This is a genomic window from Agromyces binzhouensis, assembly GCF_004135055.1.
GTDB lineage: Bacteria > Actinomycetota > Actinomycetes > Actinomycetales > Microbacteriaceae > Agromyces > Agromyces binzhouensis.
In genome coordinates this window covers 1-16,395 of the sequence record NZ_SDPL01000025.1, presented here as the reverse complement: position 1 = coordinate 16,395, position 16,395 = coordinate 1, and the positions used below count along the sequence as shown (strand labels likewise).

Here is a 16,395-nt window from a genome sequence, read left to right as displayed (position 1 = left end):
GTCCGCGCCGGTCCGGGCGGCGCCCATTCCGGCGCGGCCTCGCGCTCCCACGACGGGACGGGGACGAACGGGGCGGGCATGGGGACGACGCTAGGCGCGCGCCGCCCCATGGCGGGCCGGCGGGAGCCGGAGACGAGACGAGCTCCCCACCACGCCGTTGTGGAGGAGAGCTCGTGCTGTCGGCATGCGGGACGCCGTGTTAAAAGAAGGGGGCGGCACCCATTGGGGGGAACAGGTGCCGCCTCGGCAGCGCACGGATTGGGGGGAATCGCGAGCGCTGCAGGCCTCGAATCGAAGTCGTTCGGGCGTACCCCAGTGTATGGGCTGGAGATCCATGCGCAAGTACTTTTTGTCCTCATTTGTGCGGACGCACAGATATCTCGTCGAGATCCTCCAGTCGATGGTCGGATCTCGACGGAATTCGGGGGTCGAACGGACCTCCGGCAACGGTTTCCGCACCCGGCCCGGGTCGACCGGAGGGCCTCGGCGGCCCGAGCGGCGAGAACTCCCCCGCATCGCGCCCCCTCGCGCCGACCCAGCGTACGCCCGGCCGGACCACCCCCGCACGCGACACACGCAGCGAAACATCGGGCGGCTGCCGCTATGGTGCTGTGTGGGGCAGGCGACCCGTCATCTGAATACTTCGCGAAGGAGCGATCGCACCACTATGAACGCGCAGATCGATCACGCGCTCGAGGAGATCCGGCGCTTCCGCCCGAGTCCCGAGTTCGCCGCCCAGGCCGTCGCCGACGAGGGCCTCTACGACGCCGCTCGCGCCGACCGGCTCGAGTTCTGGGCCGACCAGGCCCGCACGCTGCTCCAGTGGGAGAAGCCCTTCACCCGCACGCTCGACTGGTCGAATCCGCCGTTCGCCAAGTGGTTCGACGACGGCGAGCTCAACGTCGCCGTCAACTGCCTCGACCGCCATGTCGAGGCGGGGCTCGGCGAGCGGGTCGCCCTCCACTGGGAGGGCGAGCCCGGAGACTCGCGCTCCATCACGTACGCCGAGCTGACCGACGAGGTCAAGCGCGCCGCCAACACGCTCATCGAGCTCGGCGTCCGCGAGGGCGACCGCGTCGCCATCTACCTGCCGATGATCCCCGAGGCCGTCGTGTCGATGCTCGCGGTGGCGCGCCTCGGCGCGATCCACTCCCTCGTCTTCGGCGGGTTCAGCGCCGACAGCCTCGCGTCGCGCATCGACGACGCCGAGGCATCCGTCGTCATCACCGCAGACGGCGGCTACCGCAAGGGCCGCGTGTTCCCGCTGAAGCCGGTCGTCGACGAGGCGCTCGAGAAGTCGGCCGGGAGCGTCCGGAACGTGCTCGTCGTCCGTCGCGGCGAGAACGAGGTCGACTGGAACGCCGACCGCGACGTGTGGTGGCACGAGAGCGTCGCGACCGCGTCGAACGAGCACGAGGCGAAGGCGTTCGAGGCGGAGCATCCGCTGTTCATCCTCTACACCTCGGGCACGACCGGGAAGCCGAAGGGCATCCTGCACACCTCGGGCGGCTACCTCACCCAGGCGGCCTTCACGCACCGGAACGTGTTCGACCTGCACCCGGAACGCGACGTCTACTGGTGCACGGCCGACGTCGGCTGGATCACCGGCCACTCCTACGTCGTCTACGGGCCGCTCGCGAACGGCGCGACCCAGGTCCTCTACGAGGGCACGCCCGACACGCCGCACCCCGGCCGCTGGTGGGAGATCGTCGAGAAGTACGGCGTCACGATCCTCTACACGGCGCCGACCGCCATCCGCTCGTTCATGAAGCTCGGCCGGCAGATCCCGCACGAGTTCAACCTGCGCACGCTCCGCCTGCTGGGCTCGGTGGGCGAGCCGATCAACCCCGAGGCATGGATCTGGTACCGCCACGTCATCGGCGGCGGCTCGATCCCCGTGGTCGACACGTGGTGGCAGACCGAGACCGGCGCGATCATGATCTCGGCGCTGCCGGGCGTCACCGACCTGAAGCCCGGCTCGGCGCAGGTGCCCGTCCCCGGGATCTCGATCGACATCCTCGACGACGACGGCACCGCCGTCGAGGGCGAGGGCGGAGGCCTGCTCGTCGCCACGGAGCCGTGGCCGTCGATGCTCCGCGGCATCTGGGGCGACCCGGAGCGCTTCAAGGAGACCTACTGGGAGAAGTTCGGCGACAAGTACTTCGCCGGCGACGGCGCGCGGCGCGACGAGGACGGCGACATCTGGCTGCTCGGCCGCGTCGACGACGTCATGAACGTCTCGGGCCACCGCCTGTCGACCGCCGAGATCGAGTCCTCGCTCGTCGCCCACCCGTGGACGGCCGAGGCCGCCGTGGTCGGCGCCTCGGACGAGACCACGGGTCAGGCGGTCGTCGCGTTCGTGATCCTGAAGGCCAGCCAGGTCTCGCACGTGAACGACCCGCTGGAGGCCAGCGAGGAGCTGCGCAGGCACGTCGCGACGCAGATCGGCGCGATCGCACGCCCGCGACAGGTGTTCATCGTCAACGAGCTGCCGAAGACGCGCTCGGGCAAGATCATGCGACGCCTGCTGCGCGATCTCGCCGAGGGCCGCGAGGTCGGCGACACGACCACGCTCGCCGACACGTCGATCATGGAGGTCATCAGCGCGCAGTTGCGCTGACCCGTCAGGACAGCGGATGCCGCGGCCGGAGGTTCGGCCGCGGCATCCGTCGTCTCGGGGCGTCGCCCCGGCGCGCTACGCGAACTCGACGACGAGCTCGACCTCGACGGGTGCGTCGAGCGGCAGCACCGCGACGCCGACCGCCGAACGCGCGTGGCGGCCGGCATCCCCGAATACGTCGCCGATGAACTCGGACGCGCCGTTGACGACGCCGGGCTGACCCGTGAAGGCCGGGTCGGACGCCACGAAGCCGACGACCTTGACCACGCGGGTCACCCGCTCGAGGGAGCCGATCTCGGCCTCGATCGCCGCGAGGGCGTTCAGGGCGCAGAGGCGCGCGTACTCCTTCGCGTCGTCGGCGGGCACGAGGCCCTGGCCGTCGCCGACCTTTCCGGTCGCGGGCAGGGAACCCGCGACGAAGGGCAGTTGGCCGGAGGTGAAGAGCAGGTTCCCCGTCACGACGGCGGGCACGTAGGCGGCGACCGGAGCCGCCACGGCGGGCAGCTCGACGCCGAGCTCGGCCAGCCGGTCCCCGACGGCGCCCATCAGGCGTCACCCTCGAACTGCTTGGCGGCCTGTGCGGCTGCGGCCTGGCCGGCGGATGCCGCGGTCGACGACTCGCCTCCGACGGGACGCTTCAGGTACGCCACGAGCCCTCCCTCCGGACCCTGCACGACCTGCACGAGCTCCCACCCCTCGGACCCCCAGTTGTTCAGGATGGCGGCGGTGTTGTGGATGAGCAGCGGGGTGGTGATGTACTCCCATGCGGGCATGGCGACTCCTCGGTGTCGGAACGGGCGGCTATCCTGAGGTCGAGCCGGCCGTGGGCGCTGCGGCCCCTGCGGCATGCCGGAATTTGCCAGCCTTCCTCAGTTAGGCTCCACTCTATGTCTGCCCAAAATCGAACGATGAGCGATGCCGCCGCGGGAATCCTCGGCTTCGTCGGCATGAGCGCACTCGCCGGCGTGCTGGTCACCGCCGCGGTCACCCCTGCGCTCGCCGTCACGGGCATGGCCGCGAACAACAGCATCAACATGTTCGAGAACCTGCCGGCCTACCTCAAGATCGGCGCGCTCTCCGAGAAGACCGACATCTACGCGACGCGCTCCGACGGCTCGGAGGCCCTGCTCGCGTCGTTCTTCGACGAGAACCGCGAGGAGGTGGCGTGGGACGCGATCAGCCAGTACGCGAAGGATGCCGCGGTCGCCGGTGAGGACCCGCGCTTCTACGAGCACGGCGGCATCGACATCCAGGGCACGGTCCGCGGCGCGGTGAGCACCGTCACCGGTCGCGACGTCCAGGGCGGATCCTCGATCACGCAGCAGTACGTCAAGAACGTGCTGATCAACAACGGCGTGAACGCGGCGCAGACCGAGGAGGAGAAGGACGCGGCCTACGCCGAGGCCACCGAGGTCTCCGCGGAGCGCAAGCTCAAGGAGATGCGCTACGCGATCGCGCTCGAGAAGGAGTCGTCGAAGGACGAGATCCTCCTCGGCTACCTCAACATCGCCGCCTTCGGCGGTCGCGTCTACGGCATCGAGTCGGCCGCGCGGTACTACTTCGACACCAGCGCGAAGGACCTCTCGCTCTCGCAGGCCGCCAGCCTGATCGCGATCGTCAACCACCCCGAGAAGTTCCGCCTCGACCGTCCCGACAGCGAGGAGAACGGCGCGAACACCGTCGTCGACGGCGAGACCGTGCCGTATGCCGCCAACAAGCAGCGACGCGACTACATCATCGACGAGATGCTCGAGTACGGGAAGATCACGCAGGAGGAGCACGACGCGGCGATCGCCGAACCCGTCGCCCCGGCGATCACCGAACCGAGCACCGGCTGCCAGACGGCCGGCGGATCGGCGTACTTCTGCGACTACGTCGCGAACGTGATCCGCACCGACTACGACGACCCCGAGACGGAGGACGTCAACGAGGGCTCCGTGCTGCTCCAGCAGCGCGGTCTCAAGGTCTACACCACGCTCGACCTGGACCTCCAGAACCGTGCGGAGACGGCCATCGCCGAGAACATCCCGTTCACCGACCCCCGGTTCGACGTGGGATCGGTCGCCGTGAGCGTCGAGCCCGGCACCGGCCGGATCCTCGCCATGGCCCAGAACAAGAAGTACTCGGCCGACCCCGAGGTGCTCGAGACGAGCAACGAGTACTCGGCGGTCAACTACAGCACCGACTACGCCTACGGCGGGTCGAGCGGCTTCCAGCCGGGTTCGACGTACAAGGTGTGGACGCTCGCGGAGTGGCTGAACGAGGGCCACTCCCTGCTCGAGACGTTCAACGGCTCGAAGCGCGCCTTCACCCAGTTCACGAACTCGTGCGACGGCGACTTCGTCGGTTCCTACGAACCGAACAACGACGACTCGACGCGGGCGAACAACGCCGTCGAGGCGACCAAGTGGTCCGTGAACTCGAGCTTCATGGCGATGGCCCAGCAGATGGACCTCTGCAACATCAAGAAGACCGCCCAGGCCTTCGGCATGCACCGCGCCGACGGCGGCGAGCTGCAGATGAACCCGTCCGACGTGCTCGGCACGCAGGAGATCGCACCGCTCACGATGGTCGCGGGCTTCGCGGGCATCGCGAACGACGGCACGACGTGCACCCCGATCGCGATCGACAAGATCGTCGCGTCCGACGGCGAGGAGATCGCCCCGCCGAAGTCGACCTGCACGCAGTCCGTGCCGGCGGATGTCGCGCACGCGATGCAGTACGCCATGCAGCAGACCTTCGCCGGCGGCACGGCCTCGCAGTCGGAGACCTACACCGGCGTGCCGCACATCGGCAAGACGGGTACGACCGACTACGCCTTCGACACCTGGATGAACGGCGCCAGCAAGGAGGTCGCCACGGCGGTCTGGGTCGGCAACGTCACGGGCGGCGACAACCGCACGAGCCTGCGCTCGATCGACTTCGCGAGCGGCTACGGCGCGTCCGCGCGTCACCGCATCTGGAGCGCGATCATGACGGTCGCCGACAACAAGTACGGCGGCGGCGCGTTCGCCGAACCCAAGGCCGAGTACTTCAAGCAGGTCCTCGTCGACATCCCGAACGTCACCGGCCTGAGCGTCGACGCGGCGCGTCAGGCGATCGAGGCCGCGGGCTTCCAGTTCGAGCAGGGCCCCGAGGTCGACAGCGACCAGCCCAAGGGCATGGTCGCGGGGACCGATCCGTCCGGCCAGGCGGGTCGCGGCTCGCTCATCCGCGTGCTGATCAGCAACGGCAACGTCTCCGGCGTCCCCGATGTCAGGGGCATGGACCGCGGATCCGCCGAGTCCACGCTGAAGGACGCCGGCTTCAAGGTCCAGGTCCGCGAGGAGGACACGACCGACCCGAACCAGGACGGCGTCGTGATCTCCCAGTCGCCCGACGCGGGTGCATCGGCGAAGTCCGGTGATCGCGTGACGATCGTGATCGGCAAGCTCTCCGTCGGGGGCGGGACGCCACCCGGCGGGAACGACGGCGGAGGCAACGACGGGTGAGCCCCCGAGCCTCGCGCGCCGCCACGCAGATCGCCTCGGCGGTCGGCGTGGCGGCGCTCGCCGCACTGGCGTGGGGAAGCCTCGTAGAACGCACGCGCTGGACGCTCCGTCGAGTCGAGGTTCCCGTCCTCCCGCCCGGGTCCGCGCCGATCCGAGTCCTGCACGTCTCCGACCTGCACATGGCGCCGTGGCAGACCTCGAAGCAGGAGTGGGTCGCCTCGCTCGCCGCGCTGCGGCCCGACCTCGTCGTCAACACCGGCGACAACCTCGGGCATGAACGCGGCATCGAGGGCATCCGCCGGGCGTTCGCGCCGTTCCGGGGCATCCCCGGCGTCTTCGTCAACGGCTCGAACGACTACTTCGGCCCGGTGGTGAAGAACCCGTTCAGCTACTTCGGCGGCCCGTCCGGACACGTGACCCGTGCGAAGCGACTCGACACGCGCGCACTCCACGACCTCTTCGCCGACCTCGGCTGGACGGACATCGACAACGCGGCGACCGGCCTGGACCTGCGCGGCACGCACTTCGAGTTCTTCGGCGTCGACGACCCGCACCGCGGGTACGACCGCCTCGACCTCATCACGGCCGCCATCGACGACCTCCGCTCGGAGGATCCGCTGGGCGACGAGGCATGGCCCGACCGGCCGACCGCCGCCGCGCCCCGGCCGACCGTCACGGTCGGGGTCACCCACGCGCCCTACCAGCGCGTGCTGAACTCGTTCGTCACCCACGGCGCGCAGCTCATCCTCGCGGGCCACACCCACGGCGGCCAGGTCTGCGTGCCCGGCTTCGGGGCGCTCGTCGCCAACTGCGACATCCCCCGTACCCAGGCGAGCGGCCTGAGCGTGTGGCGCCACGGCCTGCGCTCCGCGTTCCTCAACGTGTCCGCGGGCCTCGGCACGTCGATCTACGCACCGGTGCGCTTCGCATGCCCGCCCGAGGCGACGCTGCTCACGCTGACGGCGGCGCGCTGAGCGCTCCCGCCCGGCCCCGACGGGGCCCGTGGGTGGTCAGCGGCACCGGAAATATCCGCTATCCTTGTTGAGGCCCACGGGCCATCGGGGTGTGGCGCAGCTTGGTAGCGCGCTTCGTTCGGGACGAAGAGGTCGCAGGTTCAAATCCTGTCACCCCGACCATTCGGAAGCCCCTCCTCCGGGAGGGGCTTCCGGCGTCTCCGGGTCCCCCGGCGGGCACCGATTGCGAGCGGATGCCACAGCCCGCGAGCCGGCCCGCCTCGCGAACGCGTCAGTCGCCGCCATCGGCGCCCCGGCGACCGCGGGAGCGCTCTTCAGGGCCGTCGGGATCGCCATCTCGATCTCGTCCGCTCGCGGCCCTGAGCAGCACCTCGAGCGGGCCCCTGCCGACGTAGCGCCGCCACAGCCAGGCGAACACCATCGAGCCGACGACCAGGCCGATGAGCAGGCCCCACGAGTCATCCGTCGCGACCCCGCCGGGGCCGACCCGCTTCGACAGGGAGAGCACGACGAGCTGGCCGGTGTAGATGGTGAGCGGCATCGCACCCATCGCGGTGATCGGCGAGAGCAGCGTCGACGCCGCGCGACGAACGGGTGTCACCGCGAGCGCGGTGAGCGCGATCGCGCCGGCGAGCACGCCGAGTCCGACCCCGACGTTCCCGACCGTCTCCAGCGACGCGCGCGCGGGGATCGCCCAGTCGAGTGCGGGATCGGCACCGAGGACCTGGTTCTCGGGCAGGGACGCGGTGAGGGGCAGGCACACGGCGGCAGCGAGGATCCCGACGAGGGCGTACCAGCGGACGGTGGCGGCCGCCGCGACATCGAGGCGTGCCAGGCCGAGTCCGATGAGCATGACCGGCACCCAGATGATCACGGGGTACGACCCGGTGAGGAACCACTCGACCACGATTCCCAGGTCCCCGGATGCCGCAGCCTGCACCGTCGGATCGCGCTCGGCGAGGGCGGCGACCGCAGGCGCGACGGGAAGCGACACGGCCCCCGCCGTGAGCGCCGCCCGAGCGGGCAGGAACAGCAGGGGCACCATGACCAGGAACGCGATGCCGTACACGTCGAGGATCACGATGACGAGCGGACGGAGCAGCGCGATGACGAGCAGGCCGATCATGAGGAGGATCACCGCGCGGATCGCGACTTGGCGGCGCAGCTCCGGTCGATCGGTCGTGCGCGGGCGCGTGGCACCCGTGAGCAGCCCCAGTCCGACGCCGGCGGTCAGCGCGAAGAGCAGGCGGGGCCGGTCATCGGCGATCGCGATGAGCTCCGCAACCTGGGTCGATTCGACGGCGGGCGCGACGTGCGCGACGAACATGCCGAGCAGCGCGATGCCTCGCGCCGCATCGACGCCGGTGATGCGCGACGCAAGACGGCGTCGGGCCTCGATGCGGGACTCGGCGTCCTCCGGCATGCGGCCCGATCAGCGTCTCGTCAGGGCCGGCCGAGGCCGCGGTAGGTCCAGCCGGCGGCGCGCCAGGATACGGGGTCGAGCACGTTGCGACCGTCGATCACCGTCGGGTTCGAGACGAGGTCGCGCACCTCGGCCGGGTCGAGTCCGCGGTATTCGCTCCACTCGGTCACGAGGACGACCAGGTCGGCGTCGCGGAGCGCCTCGGTGGTCGATGCCTCGTAGGCGAGCTGCGGATGCCGCAGCCGGGCGTTCTCAAGACCCTCCGGATCCGTGGCGACCACCTCGGCCCCGAGTCCCTTGAGCTGCACCGCGACGTCGAGGGCGGGCGAATCGCGCACGTCGTCGGAGTCGGGCTTGAAGGTGACGCCGAGGACGGCCACGCGCCGCTCGTTGACCGAGCCGCCCAACGCCTCCACGGCGAGGTCGACGACGCGCTGGCGGCGCCGCAGGTTGATCGAGTCGACCTCCTTGAGGAACGCGACGGAGTCGCCGCGGCCGAGCTCCTCGGCACGGGCGGAGAACGCGCGGATGTCCTTCGGGAGGCAGCCGCCGCCGAATCCGACGCCGGCGTTGAGGAACCGTCGGCCGATGCGCGCGTCGTGGCCGATCGCGTCGGCGAGCTGCGTGACGTCCGCCCCCGTGGCCTCGGCGATCTCGGCCATCGCGTTGATGAAGCTGATCTTCGTCGCGAGGAAGGCGTTCGCTGCGACCTTCACGAGCTCGGCCGTCGGGTAGTCCGTGACGATGCGCGGCGTGCCGGCGTCGAGCGCGGCGCGGTAGATCTCGTCGAGCGTCGCGGCGGCAGCGTCGTCGGCCACCCCGTACACGAGGCGGTCGGGCTCGATCGTGTCCTTCACCGCGAAGCCCTCGCGGAGGAACTCGGGGTTCCATGCGAGGCTCGCGTGCGGCGCGACCTCGGCGAGGCGCTCCGCGAGGCGCGTGGCGGTGCCCACCGGCACCGTGCTCTTGCCGACCACGAGCGCGCCGTCGGCGAGGTGCGGGATGAGCCCCTCGAACGCCGCATCGACGAAGCGGAGGTCGGCAGCGTGGCTGCCCGCCGTCTGCGGCGTGCCGACCGCGAGGAAGTGCACCTCGGCGCCCGCGGCATCCGCCATGTCGGTGCTGAAGCGCAGGCGGCCGGATGCCGTCGCGGAGGTCAGGATCTCGGGAAGTCCGGGCTCGAAGAACGGCGGACGTCCGGCGGCGAGCTCGCCGATCTTCCGCTCGTCGACGTCGATGCCGATCACCTCGTGGCCGAGTTCCGCCATCGCCGACGCGTGCACTGCGCCGAGGTAGCCGCAGCCGATGACCGAGATCTTCATGGGGTCCTTCCGGTGGGGATCGCGCCCGCGGCGAACGGCCGCTCGTGAAGCGCGAGGGTGTCGTGCAGGCACTCGACGGCCCGGGCGGCGACATCGAGTGCAGTCACAGGATAGTCGCTGTCGCCTGCGCCGAGGCTGCGCCGTCGGACGGGCATGCTCAGCCGCAGGTCGCCTCGACGAGTTCGACGCCCGTGCGGTTGATCATCGGGGTGGTGCGAACCTCGACCGGCGCATCGTCGGGCGTGCCTGCGAAGGTCGCACGCACGACGGCGGTCTGGCCGTTGACCATGTCGACCGTGTACTTCTCCGCCGGACGCCCGAGGTCGATCACCGACGGGCCGGTCGTCGTGCCGTTGGCGGGGTTGGGCACGGCGACCTCGGTCGTCGAACCGCCGGCCGGACCGTACAGGAACACCTCGGTCCGGTACGCGCCCGGCTCCCGTGAGTCGATGTACTCCGGGAGGGAGAACTGCAGGTCGGCCGGGATGTCCATGCGGAGCGTGACCTCGACCGTGTAGGTCGGCGCCTCCGGCGTGCAGGTGTCGACCGTGACCTTGGCGCCGGTGTGCAGGTAGTAGTCGATCTTCGAGATCGAGCGGTCGCGGAAGTACACGCCGAGCACGGTCGCGCCGAGGTTCGTCTGCGGAAGCGTGCCGTCCAGCCGCGAGCCCGCGAAGAGGTCCTGGGTCGGTTCGTTCTCGGTCCACATCATCAGGCTGCCCGAGTTGGTGACGTCGATGAGGGCCTGCGCCATCTGCCAGATGTCGTAGTCGCCGGCCATCATCTTGTCGAACATGGCCGCGGATGCCGCGGCGAAGTAGGCGTCGGACTCGGCGCCGCCCTCGGGGTACCGGAAGTAGATCTCGTTGAGGAGCTTCGACACGACGTTGTCGCTGGTGAGCTGTTCGCCGCCGGGCAGGCTGACCGGGCCCGTCACCTCGAGGATGCGCGACACGGCGATCGGATCGGTCATGACGACCGTGTTCGGCGTGATGCCGAGGTCGCGGTCCCAGCGCGCACGGAGCAGGGCCGCCGCGGTCGGGAAGTCCGGTCGGCTGGTCGTCGCGTTGATCTCGGTGCGCAGGATGTCGTTGTAGAGCTGGTCGGCGCTCTCGTCGATCTCGGTGCCGATCGGCGCCTGGGTGTCGAGCTCGGTGCTGGAGACCTGGCGGTCGATCTTGACGGTCCCGTCGTCGACGCTCAGCAGTGTCTGCGCCGCGGGCCCGCCACCGAGCGCGGTCGCCTCGGCGTTGTTCTCGAACGCGAGGAGCACGGTCTGCGGCCCGTCGATCCCGAGCATCGCGCCCGCGCCGGCGAGCGCGGCGTTGATCCCGGGCAGCGTCCCCTGCGCACTCTCGACCACGTCGGCGAACTGCGTCACCGCGTCGGAGACCGGCGCGATCGTCGCGTCGGTGTCGATGCCCGCGAGGTCGGCCTCGAGCCCGTCGAGGATGTCCTGGGCGTCGGCGGCGATGTCGGTGGCCGTGCGAAGCGGTTCCAGGTCGAGCGCTCCGCTCTCGTCGCGTGAGATGCCGAACTCGCCGACCAGCCCGCTCGCGGGCTGGACGACCTGCTGCGAGACGTCGTCGACGCCCTCGGCGATGATGCGGACGGCACGCACGTTCTCTCCCACGCCCGGGACCAGCTCCGCCATCCGCCAGACCGGGTTCGACGTCGGGGCCGCGGCACTGGAGGCCGCCGCGTCCAGCTCGTCGGCGATCGGCTGCAGCTCCTCGAACCGGCGCTCGTCCGCCGCCTTCTGGAATGCGACGACCTGGGCGCGAGCGACCTCGAGGTCGTCTCGCACGGCCAGTGCGCTGGTCGCGAGCCACCATGCCGCGAGGCCGCTCCCGATGATGAGGAGCGCGAGCAGCGGCCAGAAGATCGAGTGGAAGATGATCCGACGACGACGCTTCCGGCGCCGGCTGCTGCTGCTGCCGGAGCTGCGGTGCTGCCGCTCCGGGGCGAGCACGAAGTCGGGTGTCGTCACGATGACCAATCGTAGACGCGAGAGGCCGTGATCCGGCCGGGCGCCGGATCACGATCACGACACGGCATCAGTAGGCGCCCTGCGCCTGGAGGACGGCACGCGCCGTGCGGTAGAGGATGATGACGTCGCCGGTCAGCGACCAGTTCTCGACGTAGTAGAGGTCGAGGCGGACGCTGTCGTCCCAGGACAGGTCGGAGCGTCCCTGCGTCTGCCAGAGGCCCGTGATGCCAGGACGGACGAGCAGCCGTCGGCGCGCCCACTCGTCGTACCGCTCGACCTCGGATGCGAGCGGCGGCCGCGGACCCACGAGGGACATCTCGCCGCGCAGCACGTTGACGAACTGCGGCAGCTCGTCGAGGCTGTACCGACGCAGGATCGCGCCGATGCGCGTGACGCGAGGATCGGAGCGCATCTTGAAGAGCACCCCGTTGCCGTCCGTGCGGTCGAGCAGCGTCGGGAGCTGCGCCTCGGCGTCGACGACCATCGACCGGAACTTCAGCATGCGGAACCGGGTGCCGTTGAGTCCGACCCGTTCCTGCGCGTAGAGCGCCGGGCCCGGGCTGTCACGTCGGACGAGCACGGCGATCGTGAGGAACACCGGGCTGAGGACGATGAGCGCGAGGGTGGCGACGACGAGGTCGAACGCGCGCTTCGCCGCGTACTTGCGGCCGGTGAACTCGGGGTAGTCGACCTGGATGAGGGGAAGGCCGGCGACCGGTCGCGCGTGGATACGGGGACCCGCGACGTCCGTCAGGGCCGGAGCCACCACGAGGTTCGTCGCGGTCGCCTCGAGCTGCCAGCCGAGCTCGCGCATGCCGCGCGGGTCGATGGTGTCGGCGCCGGTGAAGACGACCGTGTCGGCGCTCGCGCTGCGCAGCGCATCATCGATCTCGTCGTACGAGCCGAGGACCGGGATCCCGGGGGCGAGTTCACGGGACGACTCGCCGTGCTCGGTGAGCGCCCCCACGATCACGATGCCGGAGACCCCGTCGCGCGCGATCTGCTCGGCGACGTGGAGCGACTTCTGCCGCTCGCCCATGAGGATGGCGCGGTGCAGGAAGCGTCCGTCCGCCCGCTGCCGCAACAGCCACTTCCGCCACGCCCATCGCGCGGTCATGAGCAGCGCGAGGCCGAGCGGGAGGGCCACGAGCACGTATGCGCGACCGACTTCGGACCGCAACAGGAACGCACCGATCGCGAGCAGCGCGAAGACCCGGATGCTCGCATCGGCGATCCGACGGTATTCCGCCGTGCCCGCGCCGATGATCGTCCGGTCCCGCGTGGCGAAGATGGCGAGCGAGGCGAACCATCCCGCGGCGAGGAGTGCGGACACCAGTGCGTAGCTCAGGAGGTACTCGGCGTCGCCGAGCCCGGGGATGCGGAGCGAGGTGCCGGTCGTCCCGAACCTGATGAACTGCGATCCGTACACGGCGAAGACGATGACGATGAGGTCGGTCGCGAGCAGTCGCCGCGCGTAGGCGCGCTGCCATTCCTCGACCGTCTCGGCAGGACTCGTCTCCGTGGCGTGCCGTGCGAGGGTCATCCATCACCTCCGCCGCAATGGCTCGGGCCCGATGACGGCCCCCGAGCGTCCGCCGTTCGGGTCGGCGGACAGGGTCAAGGTTAACGCGCCGCTGTCCCCCTATGTGAGGACCGGAGGAAAGTACCCCCCTAATTGGGGCGACGCCTCCCGACGGTCAGCCGTGGCGTCCGCGAAGCCGGCCCCCGCTCTCCTCCAGGTAGCAGACGCCGCAGAGCGACTCGTATGCCACCTCGACGCCGTCGATCGCGACCTGGTCGCCGTCGAAGATGAACCGGCCGCCGACTCGGCGGCCGTTGAAGATCGCCTTCCTCCCGCACCGGCAGATCGTCTTCAGTTCCTCGAGACTGTGGGCGACCTCGAGGAGGCGCCCGCTTCCGGCGAAGGCGACGGTCTGGAAGTCGGTGCGGATGCCGTAGGCGAGGACGGGGATGTCGTCGAGCAGTGCGATTCGCAGCAGGTCGTCGACCTGATCGGCCGTGAGGAACTGCGCCTCGTCGACGAGCAGGCAGCTCACGTCGCGCCCGTGGGCCTCGATGACCGGCGTGCGGTGGCGCTGGAACACGTCGAGCACCTGGTCGTCGGGCGCGATCGTGAAGTCGACCTCGCGCACGACGCCGAGCCGCGACACGATGTCGCGGTCGCCCTTGGTGTCGACCGCCGGCTTGGCGAGCAGCACGCGGTGCCCGCGCTCCTCGTAGTTGAACGCGGCCTGCAGCAATGCGGTGGACTTGCCCGAGTTCATCGCCCCGTACCGGAAGTAGAGCTTGGCCACTACTCGAGCATCCCGTCCTCCGCCGCTCGGCGGATCAGTTCGGCCCGACGGCCGGCCGGCCTCCCGACCTTGGCGTACTTGTCCCGCGCCCGACGGAGGTAGGTCTTCGCGGTCTCGTAGCCGACGTCCATGGTCGCTGCGACGTCGGCGGTCGACATGCCCTGCACGTAGAGTCCGACGGCCCGCCGCTCCGCGGCGCTGAGTGCGGCCTCCGGCGGGGCGGAGACCTCGAGGCCCCCGTCGTCGGATCCGGCTGCACCGGCCCGGCCCTTCGACGCCGTGGACGCCCGCTCCCCCCGGAGTGCACGCCGGGCCGCCGCCACGAGGTCCTCCACCGGAACGGTCTTCGACACGAAGGCATCCGCCCCTGCCGCGAGGCACCGCGCGCGCGACGCATCGTCGTCGAGCGCGGTGACCACGACGACGATCGCACCCGCGGCGCGACAGGCGCGGATCCTGGACTCGATGGAGACCGTGTCACCGAGCTGGAGGTCCATCAGCACGAGGTCGACCGGGAAGTCGGGATGGCGGACCAGGTCGAGCCACGCGGTCGTGCGGATGACCACGCGAAGGTCGGGCGCATGCTCGGCGATCCAGCTCGCGATGCCGTCGACGATGACGGCGTGGTCGTCGAGGATCGCGACCCTGACGACTTCGTCGGCGTCGGGCTCAGGCGTCATATCGGAACTCCACCCGGACATTCTCTCGCGTCATCTCGAGATCGCCGCGCACCCCCACCGCCCGCGCGACCGCCAGGAACCGCTCGACCTCTCGCCTGGCCGGCGCCGAACCGCCTGCCGCGGCCACGAGCGCCTCGACGCGGACGATCGCGCCGCCGCCCTCCGCGGCGACCTCGATCCGGATCGCATCCGAGCGCTCGGCGCTGCTCAACCAGGACAGCAATGCGGTCAGGGGCGGCCTCTGATCGCTGCGCAGACGCGCCGCGGTGGCCCCGGGATCGTCCACGGCGACGGGGATCCGCCGGGCGGCCCCGATGGACGAGGCGAGGTCGTCGAGCCAGGTCGACTCGATGCCCGCCTTCAGCGCGCGACGGAGCATCTCCGCGAGCTCGCGCGCCCGATCGGCGTCGGCGACGCTGATCCTCTCGGCGTTCATGACGCCGGCGAGGAACGGCAGCACCTCCCTGCTGAGCACGGACACACGGCCCTGCTGCACCGAGCGGACGATTCCGGCGCGCACGCCGCCGTCGCGTTCGAGCGCGATGGCGTTCGCCTCCCGCTGCCATGCGAGGCTCTCCCGGACGATGGTCGCCGAGTAGGCCGCACCCGCGGCCGAGAGGGCGAGCACCGCGACCGAGTTGACTGCGACGAGCGCCGCCGCGTTGGCCTGCGTCGCGCTCGCACCCGACGAGCCGACGGCGAGGATTGCGAGCACGGCGGCTGCGACCGCGCCGGCCGCGAGCAGTGAGATCCAGGTGCTGAACGGCGCCAGGGAGAGGATCAGGATGCCCACGACGAGCGGTCCGTAGTTGTCGTACAGGTATCGATCGGCACCCACCGTGCTGACGTATTCGGCGATCGCGCCGCCGACGGCGAGCGCGACCACGAACCAGAGCCGGTCCACGGTGAACGGTGCGCGGGACGGGAGCGCCGACACGGTCGCCACGGCTCCGGCTGCGGCCACGAGCAGGATGCCCGCGACCGCGGCGACCACCGATCCGACCTCGTCCCAGTGCCAGGCCGTCAGGGCGATCGAGGTCACCACTCCGAGGATCGAGCCGGTGAGCACGAGCGGGGCCGCCGCGACGCCGCCGATCGGGTCGACCTCCTGTTGCGTGAGGCGCAGTGCGGTGCTCATTCGCCGCCCTCCGGTACCGCGAGCAGGACGGTGGTGCCGACGCCGGGCCGCGACCAGACGCGGGCGCGACCGCCCTCCTGCTCGATGCGACCCCTGATGGACGTGCGCAGCCCGATGCGGTCGTCGGGGACGTGATCGGGGTCGAATCCCCGTCCGTCGTCCACGACGACGACGGTGACCTCGCCGTCCGCCCGACCCAGCACGACCTCCACGTCGTCCACGCCGGCGTGCCGCGCGACGTTCATCAGGCACTGCGCGACGGCGGACTCGATCGCCGAGCGACGTCGCGGACCGACCGCGGCGAGGACCTCCGGGGGGCCCGACACGTTCACCGCCAGTCCGGCGTCGCGGGCGACGCCGAACGCCTCGGAGAGCGGCGCGGGGCCGTGCTCGGCGACGGTGGATGTCGCGCCCGCCCGACTCGTGCGAGCGCGATCCGGGC

General features: G+C 70.7%; 13 protein-coding genes and 1 tRNA gene. 4 read left to right on the top strand and 10 right to left on the bottom strand.

Features of this window, described 5'->3' with window-relative positions; translation table 11 throughout:
* Positions 1 to 667 precede the first annotated feature (667 nt).
* On the top strand, positions 668 to 2,620 hold the full coding sequence (gene acs / locus ESO86_RS03045) for an acetate--CoA ligase (protein WP_129233421.1): 1,953 nt from the start codon (positions 668 to 670) through the stop codon (positions 2,618 to 2,620).
* Between the two features lie 75 nt (positions 2,621 to 2,695).
* Here acs and ESO86_RS03040 read toward each other — a convergent pair whose 3' ends face one another.
* Positions 2,696 to 3,166 (bottom strand): RidA family protein, encoded by a 471-nt coding sequence (locus tag ESO86_RS03040; protein WP_129233420.1) that lies wholly within the window; start codon positions 3,164 to 3,166, stop codon positions 2,696 to 2,698.
* Positions 3,166 to 3,393, bottom strand: coding sequence for a Sp36 family protein (gene sp36, locus ESO86_RS03035; protein WP_129233419.1), 228 nt, complete (start codon positions 3,391 to 3,393; stop codon positions 3,166 to 3,168). Before sp36 ends, ESO86_RS03040 begins: the two co-directional genes overlap by 1 nt.
* A gap of 135 nt (positions 3,394 to 3,528) precedes the next feature.
* On the opposite strand from sp36, the gene ESO86_RS03030 reads away from it, so the two are divergent.
* The 3 genes from ESO86_RS03030 (at position 3,529) to ESO86_RS03020 (ending at position 7,247) form a co-directional block, all read left to right on the top strand.
* A complete protein-coding gene (locus ESO86_RS03030; protein WP_242492177.1) occupies positions 3,529 to 6,111 on the top strand; it encodes a transglycosylase domain-containing protein in 2,583 nt (860 codons plus the stop codon).
* Complete coding sequence (locus ESO86_RS03025; protein ID WP_129233417.1) at positions 6,108 to 7,085, top strand: metallophosphoesterase; 978 nt, start codon at positions 6,108 to 6,110, stop codon at positions 7,083 to 7,085. The genes ESO86_RS03030 and ESO86_RS03025 overlap by 4 nt, the downstream gene beginning before the upstream one ends.
* A gap of 85 nt (positions 7,086 to 7,170) precedes the next feature.
* Positions 7,171 to 7,247 (top strand) — tRNA-Pro (locus ESO86_RS03020).
* Positions 7,248 to 7,356: 109 nt separating this feature from the next.
* On the opposite strand, the gene ESO86_RS03015 is transcribed toward ESO86_RS03020, so the two are convergent.
* From ESO86_RS03015 to ESO86_RS02980, 8 genes are all read right to left on the bottom strand, one after another.
* The gene (locus tag ESO86_RS03015; protein WP_129233416.1) at positions 7,357 to 8,508 is read right to left on the bottom strand and encodes a DUF418 domain-containing protein; all 1,152 of its coding nucleotides are present in this window, start codon (positions 8,506 to 8,508) and stop codon (positions 7,357 to 7,359) included.
* Positions 8,509 to 8,528: 20 nt separating this feature from the next.
* Entirely contained in the window at positions 8,529 to 9,830 is a 1,302-nt protein-coding gene (locus ESO86_RS03010; RefSeq protein WP_129233415.1) for a UDP-glucose dehydrogenase family protein, read from the bottom strand.
* A gap of 157 nt (positions 9,831 to 9,987) precedes the next feature.
* A complete protein-coding gene (locus ESO86_RS03005; RefSeq protein ID WP_129233414.1) occupies positions 9,988 to 11,820 on the bottom strand; it encodes a DUF4012 domain-containing protein in 1,833 nt (610 codons plus the stop codon).
* Positions 11,821 to 11,887: 67 nt separating this feature from the next.
* Positions 11,888 to 13,363, bottom strand: coding sequence for a sugar transferase (locus tag ESO86_RS03000; RefSeq protein WP_129233413.1), 1,476 nt, complete (start codon positions 13,361 to 13,363; stop codon positions 11,888 to 11,890).
* Positions 13,364 to 13,517: 154 nt separating this feature from the next.
* A complete protein-coding gene (locus tag ESO86_RS02995; RefSeq protein ID WP_129233412.1) occupies positions 13,518 to 14,135 on the bottom strand; it encodes a thymidine kinase in 618 nt (205 codons plus the stop codon).
* Positions 14,135 to 14,815, bottom strand: coding sequence for a response regulator transcription factor (locus ESO86_RS02990; protein ID WP_242492176.1), 681 nt, complete (start codon positions 14,813 to 14,815; stop codon positions 14,135 to 14,137). Before ESO86_RS02990 ends, ESO86_RS02995 begins: the two co-directional genes overlap by 1 nt.
* Complete coding sequence (locus tag ESO86_RS02985) at positions 14,805 to 15,953, bottom strand: hypothetical protein (protein WP_129233410.1); 1,149 nt, start codon at positions 15,951 to 15,953, stop codon at positions 14,805 to 14,807. Before ESO86_RS02985 ends, ESO86_RS02990 begins: the two co-directional genes overlap by 11 nt.
* On the bottom strand, positions 15,950 to 16,395 hold a 446-nt coding region (locus ESO86_RS02980), incomplete at its 5' end, for a sensor histidine kinase (protein ID WP_207206991.1). The genes ESO86_RS02980 and ESO86_RS02985, both read right to left, overlap by 4 nt.